This is a genomic window from Tardiphaga robiniae, assembly GCF_013359755.1.
In the GTDB taxonomy this organism is placed as follows: domain Bacteria; phylum Pseudomonadota; class Alphaproteobacteria; order Rhizobiales; family Xanthobacteraceae; genus Tardiphaga; species Tardiphaga robiniae.
On record NZ_JABMCJ010000087.1, the window covers coordinates 30,018 to 44,144 of the forward strand.

The window sequence follows — 14,127 nt, forward strand, 5'->3', positions numbered from 1 at the left end:
GGCACTTGTGCATTTCAGATCTTTACATTCAAGAAAAAGAATATAATGATATGTCCCAGATAAGATAGATCAGACTTGGAATCGTCAAGCGATACTATTGTAAAGGGATTGCTCAAATCCCGCAGGAGGAAGCACTCATGATTTTGAAGTCGGTCGAGAAGACCCGTCGCGAAACGCTGGCCATGGCCGCGATCGCCGGTCTCGCAGCAATCCTTGCTCCCAGACTATCGCTGGCCGATGAACAGGCGGTCGCTGCCGAAATCAAGAAGCTGTATGGCGACAAGAAATTCGAGAGCGGCAAGATCAAGCTCGACGTGCCCGAGATCGCCGAGAACGGCCTTGTGGTGCCGGTCAATGTCGATATCGAAAGCCCGATGACCGATGCCGACTACGTCAAGTCGGTGCATGTGTTCGCCGAAGGCAATCCGTTGCCGGCCGTCGTCAGCTACCGTTTCACGCCGGCTTGCGGCAAGGCCTCGGCCTCGACGCGCATGCGCCTTGCGGAAACCCAGAACATCGTCTGCATCGCCGAAATGTCCAACGGCAAGCTGCACATGGCGAAGGCCAATGTGAAGGTCACGATCGGCGGCTGCGGCGGCTAGTCGCGCGGCTTCGTTCACAGAACAGATTTATCAGGCGAGGACTTTCCCATGGCAACCAAACCAACCCCGCGCGTTCGCGTTCCGACCCAGGCCAAGCCGGGTGAGCTGATCGAGATCAAGACGCTGATCTCTCACGAAATGGAATCCGGCCAGCGCAAGGATGCGGCCGGCAAGGTCGTGCCGCGCAAGATCATCAACAAGTTCACCGCCGCCTTCAACGGCAAGACGGTGTTCGAGGCCGACTGGAATCCTGCCATCTCGGCCAATCCCTATCAGTCGTTTTTCTACAAGGCTGCCGAGTCCGGCGAATTCACCTTCACCTGGAAGGATGACGACGGCTCCGACTATGTTGCGACCAACAAGCTGACCGTGGCCTGACGGATTGCAGACTTTCAATTGCAGATACTGAATTGAAGATCCTGGATCTGACGTTCTTCTGAACATTCACCCTTCCATAGCGGAAGGGATCATAGGTGGATCATGATATCGAGGCGGGATTTCCTGCAAGCGACGGCGGCTGCGTCTGCGCTCACGATCGGAAGCGGCCTTGGCCCGCTCGGCCGCGCGGCGGCACAGCAACGCCTGACACAGGCCGACATCCTGCGGTTCGATCCGCTGGGCACGGTGACGATCCTCTATGTCGCGGACACGCATGCGCAACTGATGCCGCTGCACTTCCGCGAACCGTCAGTCAATCTCGGCGTCGGCGAAGTGAAGGGCATGCCGCCACATCTCACGGATGTCGAGTTTCGCAACTACTTCAAGATTGCAGCCGGCTCCGCCGATGCCTTCGCGCTGACCGCCGATGATTTCGTGGCACTCGCCAAAAACTACGGCCGCATGGGCGGCATGGACCGTGTCGCCACGCTGATCGGCGCCGTGCGCGCCGAGCGCGGCGATGACAAGGTGCTGCTGCTGGATGGCGGCGATAGCTGGCAGGGAAGCTGGACGTCACTGCAGACCAAGGCGCAGGACATGGTCGATGTGATGTCGGCCCTGAAGCTCGACGCCATGGTCGGCCATTGGGAATTCACTTACGGCGCCGAACGCGTCAAGCAGATCGCCGACTCCGCGCCCTTCGCATTCCTGGCGCAGAACATTCGCGACAACGAATGGCAGGAGCCGGTGTTCGAGGCGCGCAAGATGTTCGAGCGCGGCGGCGCTACCATTGCCGTGATCGGCCAGGCACTGCCGCGGACGGCCGTCGCCAATCCGCGCTGGATGTTTCCGAACTGGGAATTCGGCATTCGCGAAGAAGACATCCAGAAGCAGGTCGACGAAGCGCGCGCTGCCGGCGCCTCCATCGTGGTGCTGCTGTCGCATAACGGCTTCGACGTCGATCGCAAGCTGGCCAGCCGCGTGAAGGGGCTCGACGTCATCCTGACGGCGCACACACATGACGCGATGCCCGGCCTGATCAAGGTCGGCAATACGGTGCTGGTCGCAACCGGCTCGCACGGCAAGTTCGTGTCGCGTCTCGATATCGAGGTGAAGGACAAGAAAGTTGCGGATATCCGCTTCAAGCTGATGCCGGTCTTCTCCGATGCCATCAAACCTGATGCGGCGATGACTGCGCTGGTGGAGAAGGTGAGGGCACCTTTCGCGGGGGATCTGGCGCGCGAGATCGGCAAAACGGATTCGCTGCTGTATCGCCGCGGCAATTTCAACGGCACTTTCGACGATCTGATCTGCAACGCCATGATGTCGGAGCGCGACGCCGAGATCGTGCTGTCGCCCGGCTTCCGCTGGGGCGGCACGCTGATCCCCGGCGATGCGATCACCTGGGAGCAGATCACCAACGCCACCGCGATCACCTATCCGAACTGCTATCGCAACCAGATGACAGGCACCCAGATCAAGGAAGTGCTGGAGGACGTTGCCGACAATATCTTCCACCCCGATCCTTATTTCCAGGGCGGTGGCGACATGGTCCGCATGGGCGGCATGGGCTACGCGATCGATATTTCCAAACCGATGGGGTCGCGCATTTCCGAGATGACTCATCTGAAGTCCGGCAAGCCGATCGAAGCCAGCAAGACCTACACGGTCTCGGGCTGGGCCAGCATCAATGAGAACACCCAGGGGCCGCCGATCTGGGACGTGGTCGCGGCGCATGTCGCGAAGGTGTCGACCGTGAAGATCGAACCCAACACCGCCGTCAAGGTGACTGGTTCCTGATCGCAGGCCTTGCATTGCAGAGATACGAAAGCTGGTCGCATGACTGATCGAACCTCAACCGAAACGCTCAATCGCCGTCGCTTCCTGGGCGCGGCCGGTCTGGCCGGTGCCGGTGCAGCACTTTCGGCGATTCCGGCGCTCGCGGGTGAGACGGCAAAATCCGAAGCGCTCATTACGGATGTGCAGGACTGGCAGCGCTATCTCGGCGACGGCGTCGACAAACATCCCTACGGCGTTCCCTCGAAATTCGAGAGGAATGTGATCCGCCGCGACGTACCGTGGCTGACGGCGTCTGCTGAATCGTCGGTGAACTTTACGCCACTGCACGACCTCGACGGCATCATCACGCCGTCCGGCCTGTGCTTCGAGCGGCATCATGGCGGCGTCGCCGAGATCAATCCGGCGGATCATCGGCTGATGATCAACGGGCTGGTCGACAAGCCGCTGGTGTTCACCATGGACGACATCAAGCGGATGCCGCGCGTTAACAAGGTGTACTTCCTCGAATGCGCTGCCAATTCCGGCATGGAATGGCGCGGCAGTCAGCTTAATGGCTGCCAGTTCACCCACGGCATGATCCACAACGTGATGTATACCGGCGTGCCTTTGAAAGTGTTGCTGGATGAGGCCGGACTGAAGCCGAATGCAAAATGGTTGATGCTGGAGGGCGCCGATTCCGCCGGCATGAACCGCTCGCTGCCGATCGAGAAGGCGCTGAACGATGTCATGATCGCTTTCGCCATGAATGGTGAGGCACTGCGTCCTGAGCAGGGCTATCCGTTGCGTGCGGTCATTCCCGGCTGGGAAGGCAATCTGTGGGTCAAGTGGCTGCGCCGCATCGAGGCCGGCGATCAGCCGTGGCAGACCCGCGAGGAGACGTCGAAATATACGGATCTGCTGGCCGATGGAAATTCCCGCAAGCATACATTCGTGATGGATGCGAAATCGGTGGTGACCAATCCGTCGCCGCAGGCGCCATTGAAGCACAAGGGCCGCAATGTGCTGAGCGGGCTCGCGTGGTCCGGGCGCGGCACCGTAAAGCGCGTCGATGTCTCGATGGATGGCGGCCGCAACTGGCAGACCGCGCGCATCGACGGCCCGGTCTTGGACAAATCCGTCGTGCGCTTCTATGTGGATTTCGACTGGAACGGACAGGAGCTGATGATCCAGTCCCGCGCCATCGACTCCACCGGCTATGTGCAGCCGTCGAAGGACGATCTGCGCAAGGTGCGCGGCGTCAATTCGATCTACCATAATAACGGCATTCAGACCTGGCTGGTGCGTTCAGGCGGGGAGACTGAAAATGTCGAAATCGGCTAACGCCCTGACACTAATGCTGGCGGCATGTCTGCTCGGCGGCACGAGTGGGTCAAGCGCTGCCCAGCAGATGGCGGGCCGCGAGGTAGCGAAGCCTGCGGTCAAGCTTGGGCTGGGGCGGGTGGCCACGGCTGAGGAAATCGCGGCCTGGGATACCGACGTGCGGCCGGATGGGTGCGGCCTTCCGGTCGGCAAGGGCACCGTGAAACAGGGCGACGATCTGTTTCAGGAGAAGTGCGCGTCCTGTCACGGTGAATTCGGACAGGGCGTCGGTCGATGGCCGGTGCTTGCCGGCGGCGCTGGGACGTTGAAGGCGGACCGGCCGGACAAGACCGTCGGTTCGTTCTGGCCTGATCTGTCCACCGTGTTCGACTACATCAAGCGCGCGATGCCCTATGGTAACGCGCAGTCGCTGACCAATGACGAGGTCTATGCGCTGACGGCCTACATCCTCAGCATGAACGATATCGTCAAGGACGAGAAATTCGAACTCAACGAGAAGAATTTTACGTCGATCAAGATGCCGAATGCAGCGGCGTTCTTCGAGGATGATCGCGAGACGTCCGAGAAACATTTCTGGAACAAGACCCCATGCATGAAGGATTGCCGGCCGGCGCCGAAGGTCACCGGGCGGGCCATGGCCATCGACGTCACGCCTGACGGCAAGTCTGGTCCCAAGGTCGAGTAGTGCGTGATGGTGACGCGCGTTGTTGCCTCGCTTGCCCGCCATGACAATCACCACAATCGAGGTTTGACCAGGATGACGTTCCGCTTTTCGCTGCTCGCTTTGTCACTCGCACTGATAACAACCGATGCCGTGGCGCAGGATGTTGCAGCGGGGGAGAAGTCCTTCAACAAGTGTCGCGCCTGCCATCAGGTCGGCGAGGCCGCAAAGAACACCGTGGGGCCGATCCTGAACGGGCTGTTCGGGCGCAAGTCCGGCACTGTCGCGGGCTACAATTATTCCGACGCCAACAAGAATTCCGGCCTGACCTGGGATGAGCAGGTGTTCACCGACTACATCAAGGACCCGAAGGGCAAGATCCCCGGCACCAAGATGAGCTTTGCCGGCATCAAGAACGAGCAGGAGATCAAGGATCTCACCGCGTTCCTGAAGCAGTTCGCGGCGGACGGCAAGAAGGGCGGCTAAAGCGCTGTCGCTTCTTACGCGGCCCTGATGCTCGCCAGGAAGCGGTCGACTTCGTTGCGCAGCACTTCCGATTGCGATGCGAGTTTTGTTGCCGTGCCCAGCACCTCCTGCGCCGCAGAGCCGGTCGTGGAAATGCCCGACGTCACGCTGGAGATGTTGCGAGACACGTCGTCGGTACGCGCCGCTGCTTGATTGACATTGCGGGCAATCTCCTGGGTTGCAGCACCCTGTTCTTCAATAGCTGCGGCAATAGCCGACGAGATCTTGTCGACCTCGTCGATGGTGGCGCAGACCGCCTGGATCTCCTCCACCGCGGCGTTGGTCTCGCCCTGGATTGACGCGATCTGGGCGCGGATTTCCTCGGTGGCCTTGGCGGTCTGGGTCGCCAGCGATTTGACTTCACCCGCCACGACCGCAAATCCCTTGCCAGCCTCGCCGGCGCGCGCCGACTCGATGGTGGCATTCAGCGCCAGAAGATTGGTCTGGCTGGCGATGTGATTGATCAAGGCGACGACCTCGCCGATCTTCTGGGCCGCTGCGGCCAGACTCTGCATGCGCGCATTGGAGCGCCGTCCGCTGTCGGCGGCCTTTCCGACCGCAGCGGAAGATTGCGCCAGTTGCCGGTTGATCTCGCCGATCGAGGACGACAGCTCTTCCGATGCTGCAGCGACGGTCTGCACATTGTCGGTCGCCGACAATGACGCATCGGAAACTTCGTTGGACTGGATCCGGCACTGTTCGACCACTGACGACATCGACTGCGCCGTGTTCTGCATATCTGCCGCGGCCGACGATACATGGTCGACGACCTTGCGGACATTGCCCTCGAAGCTGTCGGCGAGCGAGGCGAAGATCGCGTGCTTTTCCTGCTCGGCGCGTGCAGCGCTCGCATCCTGGTCGGCCTGAAAGTGGCTGACCCGGATCGCGTTCTGCTTGAAGACCTCGACCGCCTGCGCCATCTGGCCGACTTCGTCCTTGCCGCGATGTTGCGGCAGGGCGACCGACAGATTTCCTTCGGCGAGTTCGCGCATCGCCTGTGTGATGGCAAGAATTGGTCGCGAAATGCCGCGGGCAATCAGAAGGCCCCCGGCGGCAGCTAGCACCAGACAGATCGCTGCGATACTGGCGGCCAGCAGACGCGCATGCGCGATGGACGCCGCATATTCGCTGTTGTCCATGACGATCTCGACGGCGCCGATGGATTGACCGGAGAAGTCCTTGATTGGTCCCAGCAGGGCGACCACGGGTGTCGTCTTCATCTCGCCCTGCCGGACGATGAAACTGCCGTTCGTGGCGTTGCGATAGGCGTCGGCATCGAAGAAACTCGTGCTGCCCAGCGTACCGCCGAAGGTTTTGAAGCCGTCATTCCCTGCGAGATAGAACGCGACGTCGACGCTGCGCGCGCGTTTGAACTCGTCGAAGAAGCCCTGTCCGAACGTCAACCCGAACTCGACAGTGCCGAGATGTTTGCCTTTCTGTGCAACCGGCACGACGCCGCGAATGCCGAGGCCGGCGACGCCGCCTTCCAGGCCGACAACGGGTTTCATTGTCGAATTGGCCACGACCACGGTCTTGCGGAAGCCGGTCAGATCATCGCCGAACTTGGCAGGCTGATGCACCCGGAACTGGGACAATCCCGATGGCGTATGGAACTGAAATTGGTCGACGCCGTAGTCCGACTTGAGCTGGGCGAAGCCCGGTCCGAACAACTGCAACAGCGCGTCACGATCGTTACGTGCGACCGCGTCCTGCACCGCCGGAATGGTTGCTACCACGGCGCTCATGGCCGCCGCCCGGCGGGATTCCTGCATCAATCGCGACTGCAGGGCATCGTAGTTGCTTTGCAGCTCACTGCGATCGGCCCGATCGACGATGCCACCGATGATCCACATGGCCCCGAAAAGCACGGCGAGGGCGGTTGCTGCCGCAGACACTGCAAGTGCTGCTGTAATGCGGGCCTTCAGGCTCAGATTTGCAAGCATGTCTTGTTCCGTCTGGCGGCGTCGCGCCGAACTACTCAACTTCTGACAAGTCTTTGGTCAACTGTAGATTGAATAGGTTAAAATACAGTCGAGCTGTCAGATGCTTGCAGATTCGTCGCGGCGACCTGCGCAAAGGGGCCGCTTACGGCGATGGCAACGGCGTTCCACCCTCGCGCAGTCAGACGACGAGCGTGATCGAAAAGGCCAAGCAGCTATAATTTGAACGGTGCCGCTCAGTGCCGCGGTATGCTGGATGATGAATAGAATGCAGGCCACTGGAGGAGGCGCGCTGCCACGTTAGTTTACATCCGTCGCCGCTCTCTTAGTACTGCTGTTGGCACAACTCTTGCTCGCCGCAATAAAGAGATAGGGCGATAGCGAGAGTGAATCTTGAGAAACGTGTTGACCCAAAGAGCGAGAAATTGGTGTGTGAACATCTGGCGCGAAATCAGGGATTCCTTGAAACACGCGCCAATGCACTAGATCCTTTTCGGTTCTGATCGAAGCAGAACCGAGTTCGCTCGAAAACGCTCTAGCCGGATTGCCGACCGTGCACCGCATGTCGTCCGGGCCGACTTTTTCGGCCGGTTTCGATTGGTCGCCTCGCACATTTTTACCCAGCAACGGACGACGCCGCCTTCGGGCTTTTCACCTACGGCAAGAGCAACCTCTGAACCATACTGAAATCCGTCGAACCGCATAGGTTCTTTCGATTTCTGCAACGAAGCGGCTCTCTCTAAGGTTCAAATTGCGAATGCGCTGCGTCGATGCGTAGCTGCAGGCGTCCTGTTGGCGGCGGGATGAGCATCTGGGATCATCCGACGTCACTCGTTCGTTGGTATTTTCTCACGGTTCGGTCTTGCCTCTCAAGAATACCCGATTGCCCTCCAGACAGATGAAAGCGCGGCCATGACGTCTCCAGTTGTCTATTTCCTCAATGGTCCCAATGCCAATCTTTATGGGCTGGACAAAAGCGGCACCTATGGCCGCGAAAGTTTCGTCTCGATCAAGAAGCGCTGCGAAGACCATGCAGTTTCGCTCGGCTTGACGGTCGACTTCCGCCAATCCAACCACGAGGGCGTTCTGGTTGACTGGATTCAGGAGGCGAGGGAGAGGGCCGAGGGGATCGTCATCAATGCCGCCGGTCTCTCTTACTCGTCGGTCCCGATCCTTGATGCGTTGCTCGCCTTCGAGGGACCGATCATCGAGGCGCATATGAGCAATATCTGGAAGCGCGAGCCGTTCCGCCATCACTCCTATGTGTCGCGCGCGGCGACCGGCGTGATCGCCGGGCTCGGCGCGCTGGGCTATGAACTGGCATTGACGGCGGTATCGCGCCTGATCGCCGAAAAGGCCGCGCAATGACATCGGAGGTGATGGCATTCTACAGCGTCCTCGATGACTTCAAAACGTGGCGTGCGGCGCTGGCCGCGGAGGGGATCGATCTTCGTCAGGCTGACGATATCGCTGACCCCGCCAGCGTGCGGCAGGCACTTGTCTGGAAGCCGCCGCATGGCTTCTTTGCGCGCTATCCGAATCTTGGTCTCGTCGTCAATCTTGGCGCCGGCGTCGACGCGCTGGTCGGGCGTGACGACCTGCCGGAGGTTCCGATCACGCGCCTGTCCGATCCGAAGATGGCGCGGATGATGGCTGGCTATGTGTTGTTCGCGGTGATGCGGCACGCACGGGACATCCCCGCATTCGAGCGGGCGCAGCGCGAGCGCCGCTGGCATTATATTCATCCACGCGATCCCGAGACCATCACGGTCGGCGTACTCGGCCTCGGCGAACTCGGACTGACAGCGGCGCTCGAATGCGCCCGGCAAGGCTATCGCGTGCGCGGCTGGTCCAACACCTTGAAGTCGGTGGAGGGCATCGAGACGTCGGCTGGTCTGACCGCTTTGCCGGATATCCTGGGCGATAGCGACATTCTCGTCTGCATGTTGCCCCAGACGCCGCAAACAAGCGGGTTGCTGAATGCCGAGCGTCTGGCGCAGATGAAGCGTGGCGCGGTCTTCATCAATGTCTCGCGCGGCAGCATCGTCGATGAGCCGGCACTTATCGAGGCGCTGCGTTCGGGCCATATCGCGGAAGCCACGCTGGACGTGTTTGCCTCCGAGCCGCTGTCGCCGGCGAGTCCGCTCTGGGCGATGGACAATGTTCTGATCACGCCGCATCTCGCATCGGTGGCGCTGCCGGGCTCTGCGGCCCAACAGATCGGCGAGAATGTACGCCGGCTGCGGTCCGGGCAGGAGCTGCTAAGCCGCGTCGATCCGCGCCGGGGCTATTGAGCCCGGCGCGAATTGGCCGCCAACGGCAAAGGCGTCGCGCGCGTAGTCGGCGAATGTCTGTACCGCCGGTCGTAGCGCGTGACGCTTCAGACGCAGCGCCATCACATGCGTGGCCGGCAGTTTTTCGGTGATGGGCACCACGGCCACGCGGCTGCCGTCATAGCCGATGGTGGTGCGCGGCACGGCATTGTGGATCGAATATCCCTGGCCATTCCCGATCAGTCCGCGGATCAGTTCGAATGACCGGGTCCGGAAGGAAATGCGCGGCTCGATACCGGATGCCGTAAACAGGCTGGCGAAGTAATCGCGCGAATGCGGCAGGTCCAGCAGGATGAACGGTTCGTCGCGCATTTCGGTCAGGCTGATCGACGACCGGTTTGCCAGAGGGTGATCCGCCGACAGCACGATATAGGGCGGCAGCTCGCAGAATTTCTCACCGACGATCTCGTCAGGAACAGCGAAGGAGTAGGACAGCGCGAGTTCGGTCCGTCCGGAGACCAGCCCGTCGATGATCTCCTGCTGGTCGCCTTCCTCAAGTTTTACCGAGATGCCCGGCTGCCGTTCGCGAAAGCCGGACAGCAGCCCTGGCATGAAGCGTGTGGCGAGGGTCGAAAAGCTGCCGACCACGATCTCGCCGTGCAGCGTGCTGCCAAGCGATTGGGCGCTCTGGGCAAAATCGCGCGCATGCGCGAGCAGCAGCCGCGCGTCGTTTACCAGCCGCTGGCCCGCGGGGGAGAGGGTCACGCCCTTGGCGAGATGGCGAATGAAGATCTGGACGCCGAGTTCGGCCTCCAGCTGGCTGAGTGCGGCCGAAATCGAGGGCTGCGACACGTTCAGGCGCTTGGCGGCTTCTGTCACGCTGCCCGCATCGGCCGTCTCAACCACATAACGCAGGGCCCGGAGCGAGAACCTCATCGTGTTTTCCTATGCATCTCCAAACATAAAAATATTTTCCTTATGATAGGCCCTTCGGCACCCTGTCGTCCAGTCGAACAGGAGCCGATCAATGATCCGCACGGGTGAAGAATACAAACAGGGCATTCGCGATGGCCGCGAGGTCTGGATCGATGGCGAGCGGGTCAAGGACGTGACCACGCACCCGGCGCTGAAGCCGATCATCGACGTCAAGGCCCGCATGTATGACATGGCGCGTGAAGAGCGTTACGCCGCCGACCTCACTTACGTTGAAGACAACGAGACACATTCGGTCTTCTACAAGCCGCCGACGGAGCAGAAGGACTGGCACGACAAGATCAAGGCCGTCGATCACGTCATGAAGGACATCGGCGGCGTGGTCACCCGCGTCGGCGATGAGACCATCGGCGAAATGTGGTCGCTGACCGACGGCCGCGACGTGCTGGCCGAGATCGATCCGCGCTTCGCCGCCAATATCGATCATCACATCCGTGCTGTAATCGAGAAGGACATCTTCCATGTCTCGGCCAACACCGATCCGAAGGGCGACCGTTCGCTGCCGCCGCAGCAGCAGGATCCAGACCTGATGGTTCACGTCACCCGTGAAACCGATGCCGGCATCATCATTCGCGGCGCGAAGTATGAGACCGCTGCGGCCTATGCCGATCAGGCCTATCTGAAGCCGACCGTCGGCGCCTGGGCCAATGAAAAACTCTCGGACTATGCGGTGGGCTGCATCGTCAAGATGGGTGCGCCGGGCGTGAAACATATCTGCCGTGGCGGCTTCGCCAATCGCAGCAGCGCCAATGCCAAGGACTATCCGCTCGCAAATCGCTTCGATGAGGTCGAGGCGCTAGTGGTGTTCGACGACGTGCTGATCCCGTGGGAAGACGTGTTCTTCTATCGCCATACCCGCGCGGCGCAGTTCGTGCGTTCGACGCTGCATCGCTACTCGGCATTCCCCTACGTGCTGCGTCTGCTCTACACCGCCGATATGATGATCGGCGCGGCCATGTGGAACGCCAAGCAGACCGGTCTCGACAAGCTGCAGTCGGTGCGTGAGAGGCTGGCCGATCTCGTCTGCTACCGCGAAGGCATTAATGCGCATCTCACCGCCTCGATCGCCATGGCGGAGAAGAGCCCGGGCGGCCTTCTGATGCCGCAGCAGTCGATGCTCTATGCAGGCCGCGTGTTCGCCTGTTCGCAGCTTCCGGCGATGATGCATATCGCCCGCGAGCTGTGCGGCGGCCAGATCTGCATCACCCCGAATGCCGATGCCTTCGAGGCCGAGGGATCAGGCAAGTGGCTGAACAAGTTCTATTCGCTGAACGATCAGTGGCAGGCCGACGATCGCCGCAAGCTGCTCGCCTTCGCGCGCGATCTCTTGAACTCCGACTATGCCGGTCATCGTCTGACCTTCGTGCAGTTCGCACAGGCGCCACACTTCAATCATCTGGCGGCGGTCTATAACAGCTTCGACTTCGCGGGGCCGCTGGATTTCGTCAAGAAGTCGGCCGGGTTGTCGGACCGCATCGACGGGGTGAAGTCATGAGCGCTGCGGCGCATCCCCTGGTCGAGGTCGATATCTTCCGCGACGCCATGCGGATGACGGCCTCGGGCGTGGCAGTGGTGACAACGGATGGCGAGGCGGGCCGCGCGGGCGTCACGGTGTCGTCGCTGTGCTCACTGTCGATGGAGCCGCCGTCAGTGGTGTTCAGCGTTCACCGCGACAATCGCCATCTTGAAAAGTTGCTCGCCAATGGCGTGTTCGTCGCCAACATTCTGTCTGATACGCAGGAGCGTGTTGCCAACAGCTTCGCCGGGTTGATCCCTGAACTGCGCGACAACCGTTTTCTTGCCGGTGACTGGTCGGAGTTGCTGACCGGCGCGCCGGCGCTCGATGGCGCGTTGTGCAATTTCGATTGCCGCGTCGCCAGCGTGTTCGATTTCGGCTCGCATCGCATCGTCGCGGGCGAGGTGCTGACCGTTCGCAACCAAGCTGCGCTGCCCTTGATCTTTTCCGATCGCACATTCCGTCGTCTCGCCGCCTGAGGATTTGCTCCATGACCACCCATCAGCGTTTTCGCAAGTTCAACACCAAGGAAGCCTATCCCGAGCAGTCGCTCGACAACGATGTCTGCATGGTCGTTCGCGCCAACAACACCGTTTATGTGCGTGGCCAGACGGCCATGGATCTCGACGGCAAGATCGTCGGTATCGGCGATGCCGCTGCGCAGACCGAGAATGCCATGACATGCGCCAAGGTGCTGCTTGAAGAGGCAGGCTCCAAGCTTGAGGACGTGGTGAAGATCGTCATCTACATCACCGATCGCGCCTATCGCGAGCCGGTCTATCGCGTCGTCGGCAAATGGCTGAAGGGCGTCTATCCGGTTTCGACGGGGATTATCGTTCAGGGCCTCGCCAAGCCTGAATACTTGATGGAAATCGACATCATCGCGGAAATTCCGGCGTAACGACGCGTTTTTCGCCGGCACTACAGAGATCAATCGGACGTTTGCGGCTTCATCTTTCGCATGATCGATGAGTGCGGTTGCACGCGGCTGTTCGGCGGAAATTCCTGAGATTTATCAATCGTCTGGCACGATGTTTGCTTTTCTTTACTACGTCATAATCCTTGTGAGGTTTCGAGATGAAGCGCGCCTTGAAGTTTACTGCATTGATGTTGCTGTCGACGCTCGCGATTGGTGGGCAGGCATCCGCCCAGGAGAAGCTGGTAGTCAGCACCTGGGGTGGAAGTTTCCGCGATCTGATCGATGAAGCGATCGCCAAGAAGTTCACTGCCGAGACCGGCGTGAAGGTCGAATACATCACCGGCGGCACGATCGACCGTCTCAATCAGGCCAAGCTCGCTGCTGCCAAGCCCGAGAGCGACGTCACCTTCACGACGGCCCATGTCGGCTGGCTCTATGCCAACGACAATCTGTTCGAGAAGCTCGACATGGCGAAGATCCCGAATGCCAGCCATCTGGTCGAGCAGGCCAAGATCAGCCCGTATCACATCGGCGCCTGGGCCTATGTCTACACGATCGGCTATCTGCCCGATCAGTTGCCGAAGGGCGTGAGCTTCGAAAGCTGGGAAGGCCTGTGGAATCCCGCGCTCAAGGGCATGATCTCATCGCCCGATTTCGATCCGAGTCATGTGATGGTGGTCGCAGCCAAGCTGTCTGGCGGCGACGCATCGAATTGGGAAGTCGGCGAAGCCAAGATGAAGGCGCTGAAGCCGAACTACAAGGCGTTCTACACCAATGACGCCAACAGCCAGCAGCTGTTCGCGACGGGTGAGACCCCGGTTCAGGTCGTGCTGTCGATGAACGCCTATTACATGCAGGCCCAGGGCGTGCCGATCAAGCTGGCGATTCCGAAGGAAGGCGCCGTGCTCGGCGTCGATACCATGGGCATCACCAAGGGCTCGACCAAGGCGGAGCTGGCCTACAAGTTCATCAACACCGCGCTTGATCCGGAAGTGCAGGCGAAGATCGCCGAACTGAAGAAGGGCAGCCCGGTGGTGGACAACGCCAAGGTCAAGCCCGAGATCGCAGCACTGCCGGGCGTGTTTACGACCGCGGATCAGTGGGCGAAGCAGACGCTGGTGATCGACGCCAAGCTGCGTGCCGAGAAGACCGGCACATGGCGCAAGTGGTTCACCGAAAACATCATGGCTCCATAAACGA

Annotated in this window: 14 protein-coding genes; 12 read left to right on the forward strand and 2 right to left on the reverse strand. The window is 60.5% G+C overall.

Translation table 11 applies throughout. The features are described from left to right. Positions 1 to 137 precede the first annotated feature (137 nt). The 6 genes from soxY (at position 138) to HP556_RS18055 (ending at position 5,247) form a co-directional block, all read left to right on the forward strand. Positions 138 to 602 carry a thiosulfate oxidation carrier protein SoxY gene (gene soxY, locus HP556_RS18030; protein WP_068732003.1) on the forward strand — a complete coding sequence of 155 codons (465 nt, stop codon included), beginning with the start codon at positions 138 to 140 and terminating at the stop codon, positions 600 to 602. Between the two features lie 48 nt (positions 603 to 650). Next, positions 651 to 980, forward strand: a complete 330-nt coding sequence (gene soxZ, locus HP556_RS18035) for a thiosulfate oxidation carrier complex protein SoxZ (RefSeq protein WP_089264796.1) — start codon at positions 651 to 653, stop codon at positions 978 to 980. A 102-nt stretch (positions 981 to 1,082) separates the two neighbouring features. Beyond that, the gene (gene soxB, locus HP556_RS18040; protein WP_175367999.1) at positions 1,083 to 2,780 is read left to right on the forward strand and encodes a thiosulfohydrolase SoxB; all 1,698 of its coding nucleotides are present in this window, start codon (positions 1,083 to 1,085) and stop codon (positions 2,778 to 2,780) included. A 39-nt stretch (positions 2,781 to 2,819) separates the two neighbouring features. Beyond that, positions 2,820 to 4,100 carry a sulfite dehydrogenase gene (gene soxC / locus HP556_RS18045; RefSeq protein ID WP_175368000.1) on the forward strand — a complete coding sequence of 427 codons (1,281 nt, stop codon included), beginning with the start codon at positions 2,820 to 2,822 and terminating at the stop codon, positions 4,098 to 4,100. Continuing rightward, positions 4,084 to 4,785: a c-type cytochrome gene (locus HP556_RS18050; protein ID WP_175368001.1), complete on the forward strand. Its 702-nt coding sequence runs from the start codon at positions 4,084 to 4,086 to the stop codon at positions 4,783 to 4,785. Before soxC ends, HP556_RS18050 begins: the two co-directional genes overlap by 17 nt. Positions 4,786 to 4,857: 72 nt before the next feature. Next, positions 4,858 to 5,247: a c-type cytochrome gene (locus HP556_RS18055; protein ID WP_175368002.1), complete on the forward strand. Its 390-nt coding sequence runs from the start codon at positions 4,858 to 4,860 to the stop codon at positions 5,245 to 5,247. A 14-nt stretch (positions 5,248 to 5,261) separates the two neighbouring features. On the opposite strand, the gene HP556_RS18060 is transcribed toward HP556_RS18055, so the two are convergent. Continuing rightward, complete coding sequence (locus HP556_RS18060; protein WP_175368003.1) at positions 5,262 to 7,229, reverse strand: methyl-accepting chemotaxis protein; 1,968 nt, start codon at positions 7,227 to 7,229, stop codon at positions 5,262 to 5,264. 909 nt (positions 7,230 to 8,138) lie between these two features. Here HP556_RS18060 and HP556_RS18065 point away from each other — a divergent pair. Continuing rightward, entirely contained in the window at positions 8,139 to 8,594 is a 456-nt protein-coding gene (locus tag HP556_RS18065; protein WP_175368004.1) for a type II 3-dehydroquinate dehydratase, read from the forward strand. Further along, a complete protein-coding gene (locus HP556_RS18070; RefSeq protein ID WP_175368005.1) occupies positions 8,591 to 9,520 on the forward strand; it encodes a 2-hydroxyacid dehydrogenase in 930 nt (309 codons plus the stop codon). Before HP556_RS18065 ends, HP556_RS18070 begins: the two co-directional genes overlap by 4 nt. On the opposite strand, the gene HP556_RS18075 is transcribed toward HP556_RS18070, so the two are convergent. After that, positions 9,488 to 10,435, reverse strand: a complete 948-nt coding sequence (locus tag HP556_RS18075; protein WP_068732018.1) for a LysR family transcriptional regulator — start codon at positions 10,433 to 10,435, stop codon at positions 9,488 to 9,490. The two genes, HP556_RS18070 and HP556_RS18075, sit on opposite strands and share 33 nt — an antisense overlap. Before the next feature lie 91 nt (positions 10,436 to 10,526). On the opposite strand from HP556_RS18075, the gene HP556_RS18080 reads away from it, so the two are divergent. From HP556_RS18080 to HP556_RS18095, 4 genes are all read left to right on the forward strand, one after another. Next, positions 10,527 to 11,987: a 4-hydroxyphenylacetate 3-hydroxylase family protein gene (locus HP556_RS18080; protein WP_175368006.1), complete on the forward strand. Its 1,461-nt coding sequence runs from the start codon at positions 10,527 to 10,529 to the stop codon at positions 11,985 to 11,987. Continuing rightward, a complete protein-coding gene (locus tag HP556_RS18085; protein ID WP_175368007.1) occupies positions 11,984 to 12,487 on the forward strand; it encodes a flavin reductase family protein in 504 nt (167 codons plus the stop codon). Before HP556_RS18080 ends, HP556_RS18085 begins: the two co-directional genes overlap by 4 nt. Positions 12,488 to 12,498: 11 nt before the next feature. Further along, on the forward strand, positions 12,499 to 12,909 hold the full coding sequence (locus HP556_RS18090; protein WP_089264770.1) for a RidA family protein: 411 nt from the start codon (positions 12,499 to 12,501) through the stop codon (positions 12,907 to 12,909). 176 nt (positions 12,910 to 13,085) lie between these two features. Further along, the gene (locus tag HP556_RS18095; protein WP_175368008.1) at positions 13,086 to 14,123 is read left to right on the forward strand and encodes an ABC transporter substrate-binding protein; all 1,038 of its coding nucleotides are present in this window, start codon (positions 13,086 to 13,088) and stop codon (positions 14,121 to 14,123) included. The last annotated feature ends 4 nt before the right edge of the window (positions 14,124 to 14,127 follow it).

Excerpts from the sequence above, each read along its gene's own strand:
- HP556_RS18085 (WP_175368007.1), top strand. The coding sequence starts at position 11,984 with ATGAGCGCTGCGGCGCATCCCCTGGTCGAGGTCGATATCTTCCGCGAC.
- soxZ (WP_089264796.1), top strand. The coding sequence starts at position 651 with ATGGCAACCAAACCAACCCCGCGCGTTCGCGTTCCGACCCAGGCCAAG.
- soxY (WP_068732003.1), top strand. The coding sequence starts at position 138 with ATGATTTTGAAGTCGGTCGAGAAGACCCGTCGCGAAACGCTGGCCATG.
- HP556_RS18070 (WP_175368005.1), top strand. The coding sequence starts at position 8,591 with ATGACATCGGAGGTGATGGCATTCTACAGCGTCCTCGATGACTTCAAA.
- soxC (WP_175368000.1), top strand. The coding sequence starts at position 2,820 with ATGACTGATCGAACCTCAACCGAAACGCTCAATCGCCGTCGCTTCCTG.
- HP556_RS18095 (WP_175368008.1), top strand. The coding sequence starts at position 13,086 with ATGAAGCGCGCCTTGAAGTTTACTGCATTGATGTTGCTGTCGACGCTC.
- HP556_RS18055 (WP_175368002.1), top strand. The coding sequence starts at position 4,858 with ATGACGTTCCGCTTTTCGCTGCTCGCTTTGTCACTCGCACTGATAACA.
- HP556_RS18050 (WP_175368001.1), top strand. The coding sequence starts at position 4,084 with ATGTCGAAATCGGCTAACGCCCTGACACTAATGCTGGCGGCATGTCTG.
- HP556_RS18065 (WP_175368004.1), top strand. The coding sequence starts at position 8,139 with ATGACGTCTCCAGTTGTCTATTTCCTCAATGGTCCCAATGCCAATCTT.
- HP556_RS18090 (WP_089264770.1), top strand. The coding sequence starts at position 12,499 with ATGACCACCCATCAGCGTTTTCGCAAGTTCAACACCAAGGAAGCCTAT.
- soxB (WP_175367999.1), top strand. The coding sequence starts at position 1,083 with ATGATATCGAGGCGGGATTTCCTGCAAGCGACGGCGGCTGCGTCTGCG.
- HP556_RS18080 (WP_175368006.1), top strand. The coding sequence starts at position 10,527 with ATGATCCGCACGGGTGAAGAATACAAACAGGGCATTCGCGATGGCCGC.
- HP556_RS18060 (WP_175368003.1), bottom strand. The coding sequence starts at position 7,229 with ATGCTTGCAAATCTGAGCCTGAAGGCCCGCATTACAGCAGCACTTGCA.
- HP556_RS18075 (WP_068732018.1), bottom strand. The coding sequence starts at position 10,435 with ATGAGGTTCTCGCTCCGGGCCCTGCGTTATGTGGTTGAGACGGCCGAT.